Source organism: Streptomyces sp. NPDC001493, assembly GCF_053597235.1.
In genome coordinates this window covers 271,087-285,224 of sequence record NZ_JBSFHV010000003.1, presented here as the reverse complement: position 1 = coordinate 285,224, position 14,138 = coordinate 271,087, and the positions used below count along the sequence as shown (strand labels likewise).

The window sequence follows — 14,138 nt, the reverse complement described above, 5'->3', positions numbered from 1 at the left end:
CCGGGGACCGGTCCCGGGCTCTTCCCTCCTCAGGCGGAACGGAACCTGCGCACCAGCCCCCTGAGCGGGATGTCGGCGAGCCAGAACCAGATGGCCGCGAAGGGGTGCCAGGCGAAGGCGAGCGGGACGGACACGGCGAAGACCAGCGCCCGCGCCCCGAGGTCGACGGAGACCGACCAGGCGGAGGCGGCCGCCGCGCCACCCGGCACCACGCCGTCGGTCGCCGGGCCCGCACCCGGGGCCCGCCGGCCGCGCCGTCCCGTCCTGAGCACGGCCAGCCCCAGCAGGTTGGTGACCGAGACGGTGCCCGCGTAGACCGCCACCGCGAGCGGTTCGGAGGCGTACTCGGAGAGCAGCGAGGTCGGGAAGGGGAGGAAGGCGATGGCGCCGAGCCAGATGAGCGCGAGCCTGAGCGAGGGCCCCTGGAACCGGGGCACCAGCGCCACGATGCGCCGGTGGTCCCGCCAGAAGCCCGCGAGGATGACGAAGCTCAGCGCGTAGGCGCCGAAATCGGGCAGTACGTCCCGGACGGCGTCCCGGAAGCCGTCGTCGTCCAGGCCCCGGGGCACCCGGATGTCGAGCACCAGCAGGGTCATGGCGATCGCGAAGATCCCGTCCGACAGGGCGGTCAGCCGGTCGGTGCCGCTCGCGCCGTCCACCCGTGCCCGCTCGTCGCTCACCGGGTCAGCTTCCCCGGGCCGCACCGGCACCGCGCGGATTACTCCGACGGCGGGCGGGCCGGGAGGGACGGGGCTCCGACGGCGGGCGGGCCGGGGCCGGCACGTTCCCGCGATCCGGTGGGTCACCTTCCGCGAAGGCGCCCCCGGTGAACAGGAGCGGGCCCGGAGGCGTAGCCGGCCTCCGGGCCCTGTGGGTGCCGCCTTCGTCGCACACCGGCACGTTTAAGGACCAGGGTCAGTCATGATGTCGTCGCGTCCTGCCTTTGGACCACCGCAGATCGAGCTCTGCGGGCCAGATTCGAACTGGCATTTCGACGTCGCTGGGCCCTGGCCCGGTCGATCCGGCGATCGGCGGCCCATGCTGAGTCTGGAGCAAGAGTCTGAGATTGATCGCGGTCTGCCTCTGCCTCTTGGGCTACTCCGGCCGGGAGTCGGTGCGTACCGGCTCCACCCCGCCGTCGGGCGGGGCAGGGGCGCCGGGGTGCCGGAGGGAGGAGTCGAACCTCCACTGGAACCGCGTCCGTCACGACAAGCCTCAGTTTCAGCTTGCGCTCCTCGCGCACCCCGGCCGCGGTCGTCCGTGGCCGGGGAATCCATGGTCGGTCACCCGAAGAGGTAACCGAAGACCGCATCACCCACCCGCTGGTCGGTGACCTCGGCCGCATTGGCCTCCTCACGGGCGTACTTCACGGCCTGCTGGAGCTTCTCCACCCGCTCCGTCAGCTCCCGCACCCGGCGGGCGGGGAGGGCGCCGGAGAACTTGACCGTCGTCCAGTAACCGATCGGCACGTCCTCGTAGTACACCTCGACCTGGGCCGGGTGCTTCTCGGTGGCCTCCGCCTTCACGTGGTTGCGGGGCACCTTCTTCGTGCGGAGGGTGCGTACCGGCTCGGTCTTCCACGCATCGGCCGACGGGTCCTGCGCCCACGCCTCGGAGGCGTCCAGCACCGGGAGCTTGCGGACGAAGGTGCCGATGTCGGTGAGCTGCTTCTCCAGGAAGAGGAGGTAGGAGACGGGGGCGTCCGCGACGAGCACCCGGCCGTCGACGGTGACGTCCGCGCGGGCCGCGCAGTTCGCCCAGTCCTTGGTGGCGGTCACGTCGAAGAGACGGGTCAGCGCGGTGGCGGTGTCCCGCAGCACGTCCTCGGCCTTGACCTGCACCAGCGTCGACTCGGGCGGCAGCTGCTCGCCCTCCTCGTCCTTCGGCTGATACGTACGGGAGAGACCGGCCAGCAACCCGGGCTTTTGGAGGCCGTGATGGGCCGCCGTCAGGTCCTGGTGGGCCTTGGACTTGACGCCCTTCTCGACTGCGATGATCTGACTGAGTTTCGCCACGCCACGGAAGCTAGCACCGGCAACAGGCGTGTCTCCAGGGGTTTTTCCGCCCACTGCTCGCCAAGTGCCGCCCCGTGGGCCCGGTCAGCGGCCGAGCAGCGCCAGCAGGAGGCCCACCGGGTCGGTGCCGGGCATGCCGCGGGGCCACCAGTCCTCGCTGCCGGGGTCGGCCTCGTAGCCGTACCAGAGGTTGTCCCGGCCGAAGCGGAGCTGGAGCGTGCCGCCGGGGTGGGTGAGGTGGTTGCGCCAGGGCTGGAAGCGGGGGAAGTCGGCGGCCGCCAGGGCCGGGCGGGCCCGGTCGAAGGGGCCGGCCGGCGGGTCCCAGGGGGTCTCCAGCACGGCGAGGCCCTCCGCGCCGCCCTGCCGCCAGGCGGCCACGGCGCGGGCGAGGTCGGTGGTGTTCCGGCCGGTGGCGTACGCGAGTTCGCGGTAGAGGGCACGGCTGGTGGCGGTGAGCCCGGCGGTGGGGCCGGACGCGGCCAGCCGCACGGCGTCCTGCCAGGCGCTCAGCCCGGCGATCGGGTCGCGGCCGGTGGTGAGGATCGCGTGGGCGCGGGCCGCCGCGTCGGTGGCCAGCTGGTCCAGCGCCAACGGGTCGCGGGCACCGGGCAGTTCGGGGTAAGCCGGCGGCCTGCCGGGGAGGGCGGGTACGGGCGGCGGGGGCGGCAGCGGCGGCAGGTAGCGCTCGGCGAACGCCTCCCGGGCCGCCACGGAGGGTGCTTCGGGAGCCTCGGGGCGTTCGAGGGCGGCGTGCTCGGCGTTGCGCCGGGCGAGCTCGTCCAGGAGTTCGCGCTCACCGCGTCCGCGCAGGAGCAGCAGCACGAACGGGTCGGTGTCCAGCAGACGAGCCGTCTGGTAGCAGAGCGCCGCGACGTGTTTGCAGGGCAGCGCCCGGTCGGGGCAGGAGCAGGTCGGGTCGAGGTCGTCGACGGCCGGCAGCAGCCGGACCCCGGCTCCCTCCGCCGTGTCGGCCAGGGCGTGCGGCATGGTCCTGGCCAGCAGTGCGGAGAAGTGGCCGGGGCGGGCGGCGACCGCATCCAGCAGGGTGTCCCAGCCACTCTCGGTGAAGACCCGCAGGCGGATCTCCGCGCGGTACGGGCGGGGCCTGCTGCCGTGCACGTACGCGACGACCCGGCCGGGGGTGACGGTGATCGCGGCGACGTGGCCCTGGTCCGCGTACGCGCGGCCCCGGGCGAGGCGCCCCTCGTCCAGCGAGAGCCCTTCCAGCGCGTCCACCCAGGCGCGGCCCCACCAGCTGTCCGCGAAGGGCTCGCCCTCGGCGGACGTACGCGCGGGGACGGCCTCGAACGTACGGCGCAGGCCGTCCGGTCCGGGCCGGGCGGCGGGCGCACGGCCGCCGGCCCCCACCGCGGGCGCGCGGACGCCGAGGGAGCGGGCGCCGGAGGGACGGGCGCCGAGGTCGCGGGCGCCAGGGGTACGGCCGCCGGAAGCCGGGCTCACGCGGGCCTCCGGAGCGCGACGAGATCGGCGAGGTCGCGGTCGCTGAGCTCGGTCAGCGCGCTCTCGCCACTGTCGCCGAGCACGGCGTCGGCGAGAGCGCGCTTGGACTCCAGCAGCTCGCCGATGCGGTCCTCGACCGTGCCCTCGGCGATCAGACGGTGCACCTGCACGGGCTGGGTCTGGCCGATGCGGTACGCGCGGTCGGTGGCCTGCTCCTCGACCGCCGGGTTCCACCAGCGGTCGTAGTGCACGACGTGGGCGGCGCGGGTGAGGTTGAGACCGGTACCGGCCGCCTTCAGGGAGAGCAGGAAGACGGGGACCTCGCCCTGCTGGAAGCGGTCGACCATGCGTTCGCGCTCGGCCACCGGGGTACCGCCGTGCAGCAGCTGCGAGGGCACCGCGCGGGCTTCGAGGTGGGCGGAGAGCAGCCGGGCCATCGAGACGTACTGGGTGAAGATCAGCACGGACCCGTCCTCGGCCAGGATCGTGTCGAGCAGCTCGTCGAGGAGGGCGAGCTTGCCGGAGCGGCCGTCCAGGCGCGGGGCGGGCTCCTTCAGATACTGGGCCGGGTGGTTGCAGATCTGCTTGAGGGAGCCGAGCAGCTTCATGATCAGGCCTCGCCGGGCCATCCCCTCCGAGGCCTCGATCCGCGCCATCGTCTCGCGGACCGCCGCCTCGTAGAGCGTGGCCTGCTCCCGGGTGAGGAAGACGGGGTGGTCGGTCTCCGTCTTGGGCGGGAGCTCGGGGGCAATCCCGGGGTCCGACTTCTTGCGCCGCAGCAGGAAGGGGCGGACCAGCCGGGCGAGGCGTTCGACGGCCTCGTCGTTGCCCAGCCCCGCGGCGGTACCGGTGTTCTCGGCGGCCCGCGCGTGCCGGGAGCGGAACGCCTTGAGGGAGCCGAGCAGTCCCGGGGTGGTCCAGTCGAGCAGCGCCCACAGCTCGGAGAGGTTGTTCTCCACCGGGGTGCCGGTGAGCGCGACGCGGGCCGGCGCGGGGATGGTGCGCAGCGCCTTGGCGGTGGAGGAGTGCGGGTTCTTGACGTGCTGCGCCTCGTCGGCGACGACCAGGCCCCAGCCGTGTGCGGCGAGCTGCTCCGCGCCGGAGCGCATCGTGCCGTAGGTGGTCAGCACGAATCCGGCCTCCTCGCCGGGGAGGGTGCGGTCCGTGCCGTGGAAGCGGCGGACGGGCACCCCGGGCGCGAAGCGGTTGATCTCGCGGTGCCAGTTGCCGAGCAGGGAGGCGGGACAGACCACCAGGGTGGGTGCCGGGTGCGCGCGGTGCAGGTGGAGCGCGATCAGGGTGATCGTCTTGCCGAGGCCCATGTCGTCGGCGAGACAGCCGCCGAGGCCGAGCGAGGTCATCCGGTCCAGCCAGGTCAGTCCGCGCAGCTGGTAGTCGCGGAGCGTGGCCTGCAGACCGGGCGGCGGCGCGAGGACGGTGTCCTCGTCGAGGATGCGGGCGCGGAGGGCGGCGAGAGCGCCGGTCGGTACGGCCTCCACCTGCTCGCCGTCGAGCTCGGCGCTGCCGGTGAGGGCGACGGCGAGGGCCTCGACGGGTTCGAGCAGCCCGAGTTCCCGCTTGCGCGCCTTGCGGACGAGGCCGGGGTCGACGACCACCCACTGGTCGCGCAGCCGGACCACCGGCCGGTGCGATTCCGCGAGACGGTCCATCTCGGCCTCGGTCAGCGGCTCGTCGCCGAGGGAGAGCTGCCAGTCGAAGGCGAAGAGGCGCTCGGCGTCGAAGAAGGAGGTGCCGTCGGTGGCCGAGCCCGGGGCGGGGCGGACGACGGCGGAGGCGGTGAGCGAGCGGGCCAGCTCGCGCGGCCAGTGGAGGCTGACGCCGAGGCCAGCGAGGCGGGCGCCGGCCGCGCCGAGCAGCTCGTACAGCTCGTCCTCGGTGAGCGCGAGGACATCGGGGACGGGCTGGTCGAGCAGGCGCTCCAGCGGTGCCCACGCCCGGGCGGCCCGGCGCAGCGCGAGCACGGTGTCGACGCGGGTACGCGGCCCGAACGGCTCGCCCGCGGTGCCGTCCCAGAGGGCTGCGGCGTCGGTGACACGGGTGGGGTCGGCGAGGCTGTGCACCTGGACGACGGCCGCGGCGGCGTGCCGTACGGCGGGGTCGTCGGGCCCGCCGGACATGCCCTCGGGGGCGTGGCTGTCCGAGCTGTCGAAGAGCTCGAGGGCCGACAGGTCGAGCCGGAGGGAGATCTGCACGCCGGCGTCCAGCCCGGCGGCGACCTCGACCGCCCAGGCGGCGACGCCGGGCAGGTGCTGGGCCCCACGGGCGGCGAACGGCGCCCCGGAGGCGAAGGCCGCGGCGGGGGTCCGGGGCAGGGTGTCGGCGACCGCGTCCAGGAAGGCCCCGACGAGGAACTCCGGGTCGGCGAGGCGCAGCGGGGTCGTGCCGGGCAGCGGGACCGCGTACCCCTCGGGCGGCAGGGCGGCGGCGACGGCCCGCAGGTGGGCCACGTCCGTGGCGTCGCGCGGACCGGCCCGCCAGGCGTCGTGGTCGTCGGGGGTGAGCCCGGGCAGCAGCCGTCCGCGCGCCACGAGGCTCAGGGCGTGCAGGGCTGCCGCGCCCCAGCAGCGGGTGGACGGGTGCGCGGAGGGCAGGTGCCGGGCTCCGGCGAGCAGTGTCACGGCGTCCGCGACCGGCAGCAGCAGGGCGGGCACGTGGTGGCGCCGGACCCCTTGCGCGCCGGTGGTCCGCGTGCCGTGGGCGCGGACCACGGTGATCTCGGCGACGACGGGGCCGTCACCGCTGCGGGGCTCCGACGCGGAGGCCGCCGCCCCGTCCCCGTCCAGGTGGTCCGCCGGGTCCCAGCCGCTGTCCTCCGGGTCCCAGAACGCGATCCGTCCGTCCCTCGGGAGCGCGGCGGGCAGGAAGACGGCGGCACGCCGCAGCAGGCGGCCCGTCTCCGTGTCGGACAGGTCCCGCACCGCCATACCGGCCACCCCCTCCCGCTCTCGTCCCGGCGCGTCCGCGCCTCGTCCCGATGTCACCGCCGGTGTCCTTCCCGGCTCCGACGAGTCTAGGCGGGCGGTCTGACAGAGCCGGCCACGTCCGGAATCCGACCAGGTCAGCTGGGGTACGGGAGTGCGGATACGGGGGCGTCCACGCGCGGAGACGGCCCGGGCGGCCCCGCCCGGGCCGTACACAGGGTGAGGCCGCCCGGACCTCAGTTCCGGGCGGCCCCGCTTCGGGTGATCGCACCACCGGGCGGTCTCAGCGCCGGGCGATCCCTCGCGCCAACCGGTCCCCCGCACCGGCCGGCGTCTCAGTGCCGGGTGAGCCGGTCCGGCCGGGGCTGGGCACCGGCGTCGGCGGGCGGTGCCGGGCGCGGGCGGGCGGAGGACCGGGGCGGGGGCGAGGGGTGCGGCCGGGCGGCCGGGGCGGACGGGGTGCCCGCGCCGGACCCGCGCGCCGACGCGGGCTGACGCCCGTTCGCGGCGGCGGACGGTGCGGGCCCCGCGCCCGGCCGCGTACCGGAGGCGCCACGCTCCGCCGGACGCGTACCGGAAGCGCCGGGCTCCGCCGGACGCGCACCGGAGGTGACGGGAAGCGGTTGCCCGTCGCCCGCCTGCGGCTGCTGTGCCCGTTCGAGGAAGCGGAGGAGTTCCACCGGGAAGGGGAGCACGAGCGTGGAGTTCTTCTCCGCCGCGACCGCGACCACGGTCTGCAGCAGTCGCAGCTGGAGGGCGGCGGGCTGTGCGGACATCTGGCCCGCGGCCTCCGCGAGCTTCTTCGAGGCCTGGAGTTCGGCGTCGGCGTTGATGACTCGGGCACGGCGCTCACGGTCGGCCTCCGCCTGCCGGGCCATGGAGCGTTTCATCGTCTCCGGCAGGGACACGTCCTTGATCTCGACCCGGTCGATCTGGACGCCCCAGCCGACGGCCGGGCTGTCGATCATCAGCTCCAGGCCCTCGTTGAGCTTCTCGCGGTTGGACAGCAGGTCGTCCAGGTCGCTCTTGCCGATGATCGAACGGAGTGAGGTCTGCGCCATCTGCGAGACCGCGAAGCGGTAGTCCTCGACCTGGATGACCGCGCTCGCCGCGTCGATCACCTTGAAGTAGATGACGGCGTCCACCCGGACGGTCACGTTATCCCGGGTGATCCCGTCCTGTGCGGGGACCGGCATCGTGACGATCTGCAGATTGACCTTACGGAGCCGGTCCACTCCGGGCACGATCATCGTGAGCCCGGGTCCCCTGATCTCGTTGCGGAGCCGGCCGAGCCGGAGCACCACCCCTCGCTCGTACTGCCTGACGACGCGGACCCCCGCGACTGCGAACAGACCGCAGACGGCGAGCACCGCGACGATCGCGATCACTAGCACCTGGACCATGACGGCCCCCTGCCACTGGCACGGCACACAACGGCACCGGGGCGGAACCGTTGCCTATTAACACGTTATGCCCTTTTCGCGCCCCTGTGGAACCCGAGACGCTCCCGGATGTCGCCCGGTCGGCCCTCCCCGGGTGCCGGGACGCGCGGGAGCGGGCAGCGTGGCATGCGCCCGTACGGAACTCCGTACCGGCATCCGCCGGACCGGCACCTTCGCGCCGGTCCCGTACCGCCCTGACGATCCGGACGAGCAGACGAGGACCCGCCCATGTCCGTGACAGCGACGCTCCACCGCCGACTCCGCCGCCCCCGCGTCGCCGCGGGTGCCGTTCTGCTGGCCCTCACCGCGCTGGGCGCCTCGGGCTGTTCGGGTCTCGGCCGCACCGCGGTCGGGCCGGTCACCTACACCACCGAGCGTGACCTCGAGGTCAGGGAGAACAGCCCGCTGGTACGGGGCTGTCACCCGCTGCCCGGGGGCGCGAAGGAGGTCGACAACAACACCCTCATCGACATGGTTCTCTACCGCTCCCGCGACTGCACGGGCGAGGGCAGCACCTACCTCTCCACGCGGGCCGCCGACGTGGACGCTCCGAGCACGCCCGTCTGGCGCAGCTACACCCTCGTGCACTGAGCACCACTCCGGCCGGAGGCCGGGGCTCAGTTTCCGGGGTAGCGGTCCGCCGGCCAGTCGACCGGCCCTTCGCACTGGCGGGAGAGGTCGTCGGCGATCCGGGTGATCAGGGTCAGCCCCTCGGTACGCACCAGCCAGTCGGCGGGCAGCGCGGCGTCCCCGTGCAGCGCGCCGAGCAGATTGCCGCAGACCGAGCCGGTGGAGTCGCTGTCCCCGGAGTGGTTGACGGACAGCAGCAGTGCCGCCGCCACGTCCTCGGGGCCCGGCAGGGCCAGCGCACAGTACACGGCGATGGCGAGGGCCTCCTCGGCGACCCACCCGGCTCCGAGCGACTCGACGTCCTCGGCGGTCGGGGTGCCGTCGGCGGCGCGGTCGACGGCGGCGCGCAGGGCCGCGGTCGTCTCCTCGTGGCCCGGGTGGCGCGCGGTCAGCTCCATCGCCCGCAGCACCGCACCGGGCATCGACTCGCCGGCCAGGAGGTACGCGACGATCGCGGCGAACGCCCCGGCCGCGAGCGCTCCGGTCGGATGGCCGTGGGTGATCTTCGCGCAGTGGGCGGCCAGCGCGAACGCGTCCTCCGGTGACTGCCCGGTCAGCCCGAAGGGGGCGGACCTCATCACGGTGCCGCAGCCCTTGGAGCCGGAGTTCACCGGCCCGGGGGCACCGGGGGCGTCCCTCTCGTCCGGGACGTGACCGGCGGCGAGACCGGTCAGGCAGGCGCTGCCGGGGGCCCGGCGCGCGTAGAGCAGCTGTTGCCCGCGCAGCCATCCGGTGCGCGTCGTGTTGTCGCCGCCGCGGGCCGGTGGCGACGGGTGGTTCTGGGTGTCGAGCCAGCGCAGATAGGCCGTACGCACCGCACCCACGCGTCCGGCGCGGCCACCGCCGTTCGCCGCGCGGATCAGCCCCTCCACCGTGAAGAGGGTCATCTGGGTGTCGTCCGTGATGCGGCCGGTGACCCCCTCGGAGTCCGGAGCGAGGCCGCGTACGCCGAGCGGTCCGTGGGCCCGCTGGATACCGGCCAGCGAGAGGAACTCCACCGGGTTGCCCAGGGCGTCGCCGACGGCGCCGCCCAGCAGACATCCCCGCACCCGTGCCCTGCGGACCGCACTTCCGATACCCGACACGAACGTCCCCCTCCGGTGTTCCGCGCGCCCGGCGACGTGCCGTACGCGCACGGGTTCGCCGCGCGTACGACGACGCGCCCGCGCCCCCGACGGCGCCCGCGGCGGTGTTTCGCACCGCGCACGGCGGTGTTCCGCACATACGGCGGCACGGGTCCATGCTGGACGTGAGGTGGTGATGCGACATGCGTACCGGCAGTGAACCCGTGACCGCGCGCAGTCCACTGCGCATGCGGCTCTGGCTGAGTCTATGGGGCATCGCCTGGACCCTGTTCGGGGTGGTCGCGTTCTCGCTCGCCGACCGTCCCGGCTGGGCCGCGGCCTGCGGCGTGCTGCTGGCGGTGACCGCGGCGGACTTCGCGGTGATCGTCCACCGGATGCACCAGGGCTCCCGTTTCCAGCCGGGCAGGGAGGTCCCGCCGTACGAACCCGGCCACGGCGACGGGCGGACGCGCCGGCCGTGGACGAGGACTCCGTGAGCGCCGGGGGCCCTGCCCCGGCCCCCGCGTAGGGCTCAGTCCCTGCTGTCGAAGCGCGCGGCCGTCAGGTACTCCGGGTTCGGGTCGAGGGCGGCGGCGAGCCGGAAGTGGCGGGTGGCCTGCTCGGGTCGCCCGGCCCGCTGGAAGGTGCGGGCCAGCGCGAAGTGGGCGAAGGCGTTGTCCGGCTCACGCTCCAGGACCAGCTCGAACTCCAGCTCGGCCGGGCGGAGTTGGGCCGCCGCGAAGAAGGCCCTGGCGCGCAGCAGCCGGGCGGCGGTGTTCTCCGGGTGGGCGGCGATCACCGAGTCGAGGAGCTTCACCGCACCCTGGGGGTCCCGCGCGGCCAGCAGTTGCTCGGCGGCGCGGAAGTCGATCACATGGGTTTCCGGGTTCCGTTCGGGCACGGTCGGATCCTTCCCTTCGCTCGGGCGTTTGCAACGTCGGGCGGGGCCGCGCTATTCCGCGTCCCGCCAACTCCCCGCGCCCGCCCTTCGGAGTGCCGCTATTCCTTCTGCCCCGCAGGGCCGGAGGCCGCCCGCCGGGACAGCTCGTCCCACACCTTGCGCACCTGCGGTTCCAGGTTTTCGAGGGGGCCGTCGTTGTCCACGACGAGATCGGCGACGGCGAGCCGCTCCTCGCGGGTGGCCTGGGCCGCCATCCGGGCCCGCGCGTCGGCCTCCGTCATACCGCGCAGCCGGACGAGCCGGTCGAGCTGGGTGGCGGGGGTGGCGTCGACGACGACGACCAGGTCGTAGAGGGGGGCGAGGCCGTTCTCGGTGAGCAGCGGGACGTCGTTGACGACGACGGACCCGGGGCCCGCCGCGCGCTCCAGTCCGGCGGTCCGGTCGCGGACCAGGGGGTGCACGATCGCGTTGAGGGCGGCGAGCCGCTCGCTGTCGCCGAAGACGACGGCGCCGAGGGCGGGCCGGTTCAGGCTGCCGTCCTCGTGGAGGACGCCGGCGCCGAACTCCCGCACGACGGCGGCGAGTCCTGGCGTTCCGGGGGCGACGACCTCCCGGGCGAGGCGGTCGGCGTCGATCAGTACCGCTCCGTACGAGACGAGCAGCCGGGACACTTCGCTCTTGCCGGCACCGATGCCGCCGGTCAGGCCCACTTTCAGCATGGGCGGCAGCCTACGGGGCCGGGTGGGCGCGGGTACCACCCGGTGGCGGCTGTCCGGTGCACCGGGGCGGCGTACCGGACAGCCGCCGTCAGGCGTCGCCCTCGCGCTCGGCGAGGAAGCGCTCGAATTCAAGGCCGATCTCGTCGGCCGACGGCAGGTCCACCGGTTCGGCGACGAGGTTGCCCCGGGTCTCGGCGCCTGCGATCGCGTCGTACTGGTGCTCAAGTCCCTCGACGAGCGCGACGAGTTCTTCGTCGCCTTCGCCGATCTGCCGGTCGATCTCGGTCTGGGTGCGGTGCGCGGCGGTGCGCAGGGTGTGCGCGACGGTGGGCAGCACCAGGCCGGTGGCGGCGGTGATCGCTTCGAGGCTGGTGAGCGCCGCGTCCGGATAGGCGGAGCGGGCGACGTAGTGCGGGACGTGCGCGGCCACGCCGAGCACGTCGTGACCGGCCTCGGCCAGCCGGTACTCGACGAGCGCGGCGGCCGAACCGGGGACCTGCGCCTCGTCGAACGGGGTGCTGTGGCCCGGCATCAGGTCGACGCGGTTGCCGTGCGGGGTGAGGCCGACCGGGCGGGTGTGCGGGACTCCCATCGGGATGCCGTGGACGGTCACCGAGAGCCGGACGCCGAGGCGTTCCACGATCTGCTCGACGGCTGCGGCGAACCGCTCCCACTCCACGTCCGGTTCGGGCCCGGAGAGCAGGAGGAAGGGGGCGCCGGTGGCGTCCTGGACGACGCGGACGTCCAGCGTCGGGGTCTCGTACGCCGTCCAGCGGTCGCGCCGGAAGGTGAGCAGCGGGCGCCGGGCGCGGTAGTCCACGAGGCGGTCGTGGTCGAAGCGGGCCACCACCTGGTGGGGCAGCGACTCCAGCAGTCCGTCGACGACCTGCTCGCCGGTCTCACCGGCGTCGATGTACCCGTCGAAGTGATAGAGCATGACCAGACCGGCCGACTCCTGGGCAAGCGCCATGTCGACGACGGCCAGCCCCTTCGGCTCCCATTCGTACAGACTCTGCGGATCAGGCACAGTTACCGCTCCTTCTCGTATTCCTGAAGGAGAACGCCCCTGGGGGCACGGACATTCCCCGTCCGTGCCCCGTCATCGGGTGTTTACGCGGGCGCGGGCACCGGCGTCACGCGAGCACGCGGCTGTGCAGCGCGGTCACGGCCTTGCGGGCCGAGGTGAACGCCCCGTGCTGCCAGGCGTCGGTGTTGCTCAGGTAGTCGCCCGCGAAGTAGACGCGGCCGGCCGCCTTGTTGAGCGGGGCGAAGGCGGCGGACTCCGGGCCTCCGGCCAGCGAGTGCCAGGCGGCTTCGAGGTGAGGGGTCTGGCGCCAGTGGTGCGAGAAGGACGAGGAGAGTTCCGTACGGTACTTCTCGCCGTGGATCTTGACGCCCTGGGCGAGGGCGCGGGCTTCGCGGTCCTTCGGCGCGAGCGCCGCGTAGGAGTCGGCGTTGGTGCCGGTGTTGTAGTAGCCGATGATCAGGCCGCGGTCGCCGTTGTGGCCGTAGGACGGGTACCAGATGTGGGAGAGGTCCATGTCGGTCTCGGTGATACCGCCGTAGATCCGGTGGTCGGTCTCCCACCAGCGGCTCTTGTACTCCAGGCCGATCTTTCCGGCCGAGGAGGGCTTGCATCCCTCCAGCGCGGTCTGCACGGCGGATCCGAGGTTGTGCGAGGTCTTGGCCAGGATGTTCGGGGGCAGCGCGGCGATGCAGTAGTCGGCGTCGATGGTGCGGGTGCGGCCGTCCTGCGTGTAGGTGACGGTGACGCCGTGCGGGGTGTCCCGGATGTCGGTGACGGCGGCGCCGGTACGGATGCGGCGGCTGCCTATCGCCTTGGTCAGGGCCGCCGGTATGCGGTCCATGCCGCCGACCGGCTGGAACATCAGCATGGCCTGGTCGTATTCGAATTCGAAGGAGAAGTAGCGGCCCACATTGGTCGAGAAGATCTCGGAGGCGGTCGGTACGTCCCCGAGCAGCTCACCGGGAGTGCCGACGGCGGCGGGATCGACGCGGTAGCCGCGGCGGGGGCTGCCGGTGTATTCGAGGGTGTCGCCGATGTCGCCGAAGTCCTTCAGGAACTCCAGGAGCTTCTCCTGGTCCTCGGCGGTGATCTGACGGTCCAGGGCGCCCATGTCGGTCGCCTTGGCGAGGAGTTCGGAGACATAGCCGTACATGTCGGCCTTGGCGGTGCGGTAGCGCATCGGGGCCTTCATCCCGTTGCGCTCGTTGAAGATATAGGCGTTGGCGTTCACGTTGGTGAACACCTCGACGGGGACGCCGAGTTCGCGGCAGTAGTCGAGCGTGACCATCCACTGGGGAATCCGGCCGGGACCGGCGTTCATGTACTGCCCGTCGTGGAACTTGGCGGTCTGCTTGTTCCCATACAGGTCGGTGGTGGTGTCACCGCCGCGGATCGTCGTGTTGCGGCCACCGGTGAAGGCCCGGGCCTCCAGGATCGTACAGTCGTAGCCCGCCTTGCCGAGCTCGTAGGCGGAGGCGAGACCGGCGATGCCACCGCCGACGATGACGACCTTCGCGGCCGCCCGGCCGCCCTTCAGGTTGAAGTCGCCCTTGCTGGGGGCGTGGAACACGGGTTCACGGCCCGCGGCCTGGGCGGTGGGGGCCAGACCGAGCGCTCCCATGGTGGCGAACATGGCACCGGCCCCACTGGTGAGACCGACCTGGCGCAGGAAGTTACGGCGGCTCGAACCGGACGCGGCACCGTTCGGCGTGCTGGATATAGAGGTCATGTCCCGACTCCTCCGTGGATCTTGTCGATGTCGGGATACTGGCAAGTGCGTGTTACGACCCGTCAGTTACTCGTGTATCTCACATGTTTCTCTCGAAGAGGAGTGCGGACCGATATCCGGGCAATGGTCCAGACCTTGACGCTCTCCGCCCGCGCCCCTAACGTCTCGGGGCAGCACGCGTCCCGGGACAGCACGTCTCGGGGCGGCA

The 14,138-nt window shown here is 73.3% G+C and carries 12 protein-coding genes and 1 pseudogene; 2 read left to right on the top strand and 11 right to left on the bottom strand.

Annotation, left to right across the window (positions count from 1 at the left end):
• Positions 1-29: 29 nt before the first annotated feature.
• From ACWCWD_RS06795 to ACWCWD_RS06770, 6 genes and pseudogenes are all read right to left on the bottom strand, one after another.
• Positions 30-680, bottom strand: a complete 651-nt coding sequence (locus tag ACWCWD_RS06795; RefSeq protein WP_450770722.1) for a TMEM175 family protein — start codon at positions 678-680, stop codon at positions 30-32.
• 482 nt (positions 681-1,162) lie between these two features.
• Positions 1,163-1,249 (bottom strand): annotated as a pseudogene (locus ACWCWD_RS06790).
• A 34-nt stretch (positions 1,250-1,283) separates the two neighbouring features.
• The gene (locus tag ACWCWD_RS06785; RefSeq protein WP_450770721.1) at positions 1,284-2,015 is read right to left on the bottom strand and encodes a DUF7873 family protein; all 732 of its coding nucleotides are present in this window, start codon (positions 2,013-2,015) and stop codon (positions 1,284-1,286) included.
• An 84-nt stretch (positions 2,016-2,099) separates the two neighbouring features.
• Positions 2,100-3,383, bottom strand: coding sequence for an SWIM zinc finger family protein (locus ACWCWD_RS06780; RefSeq protein WP_450771012.1), 1,284 nt, complete (start codon positions 3,381-3,383; stop codon positions 2,100-2,102).
• A gap of 89 nt (positions 3,384-3,472) precedes the next feature.
• Entirely contained in the window at positions 3,473-6,421 is a 2,949-nt protein-coding gene (locus ACWCWD_RS06775) for a DEAD/DEAH box helicase (RefSeq protein WP_450771010.1), read from the bottom strand.
• A gap of 332 nt (positions 6,422-6,753) precedes the next feature.
• Entirely contained in the window at positions 6,754-7,821 is a 1,068-nt protein-coding gene (locus ACWCWD_RS06770) for a slipin family protein (protein WP_450770720.1), read from the bottom strand.
• 267 nt (positions 7,822-8,088) lie between these two features.
• On the opposite strand from ACWCWD_RS06770, the gene ACWCWD_RS06765 reads away from it, so the two are divergent.
• Complete coding sequence (locus tag ACWCWD_RS06765) at positions 8,089-8,451, top strand: hypothetical protein (protein ID WP_450770719.1); 363 nt, start codon at positions 8,089-8,091, stop codon at positions 8,449-8,451.
• A gap of 26 nt (positions 8,452-8,477) precedes the next feature.
• Here ACWCWD_RS06765 and ACWCWD_RS06760 read toward each other — a convergent pair whose 3' ends face one another.
• The gene (locus ACWCWD_RS06760; protein ID WP_450770717.1) at positions 8,478-9,575 is read right to left on the bottom strand and encodes an ADP-ribosylglycohydrolase family protein; all 1,098 of its coding nucleotides are present in this window, start codon (positions 9,573-9,575) and stop codon (positions 8,478-8,480) included.
• Between the two features lie 182 nt (positions 9,576-9,757).
• On the opposite strand from ACWCWD_RS06760, the gene ACWCWD_RS06755 reads away from it, so the two are divergent.
• Positions 9,758-10,051: a DUF6343 family protein gene (locus ACWCWD_RS06755; protein WP_450770716.1), complete on the top strand. Its 294-nt coding sequence runs from the start codon at positions 9,758-9,760 to the stop codon at positions 10,049-10,051.
• Between the two features lie 35 nt (positions 10,052-10,086).
• Here the strand turns inward: ACWCWD_RS06755 and ACWCWD_RS06750 are convergent, their stop codons facing one another.
• The 4 genes from ACWCWD_RS06750 to ACWCWD_RS06735 form a co-directional block, all read right to left on the bottom strand.
• Entirely contained in the window at positions 10,087-10,455 is a 369-nt protein-coding gene (locus ACWCWD_RS06750; protein WP_327175157.1) for a tetratricopeptide repeat protein, read from the bottom strand.
• A gap of 98 nt (positions 10,456-10,553) precedes the next feature.
• Positions 10,554-11,174 carry a dephospho-CoA kinase gene (gene coaE / locus ACWCWD_RS06745; protein WP_450770715.1) on the bottom strand — a complete coding sequence of 207 codons (621 nt, stop codon included), beginning with the start codon at positions 11,172-11,174 and terminating at the stop codon, positions 10,554-10,556.
• 88 nt (positions 11,175-11,262) lie between these two features.
• Positions 11,263-12,201 carry a PAC2 family protein gene (locus ACWCWD_RS06740; protein WP_450770713.1) on the bottom strand — a complete coding sequence of 313 codons (939 nt, stop codon included), beginning with the start codon at positions 12,199-12,201 and terminating at the stop codon, positions 11,263-11,265.
• A gap of 106 nt (positions 12,202-12,307) precedes the next feature.
• A complete protein-coding gene (locus tag ACWCWD_RS06735; protein ID WP_450771008.1) occupies positions 12,308-13,834 on the bottom strand; it encodes a flavin monoamine oxidase family protein in 1,527 nt (508 codons plus the stop codon).
• Positions 13,835-14,138 lie beyond the last annotated feature (304 nt).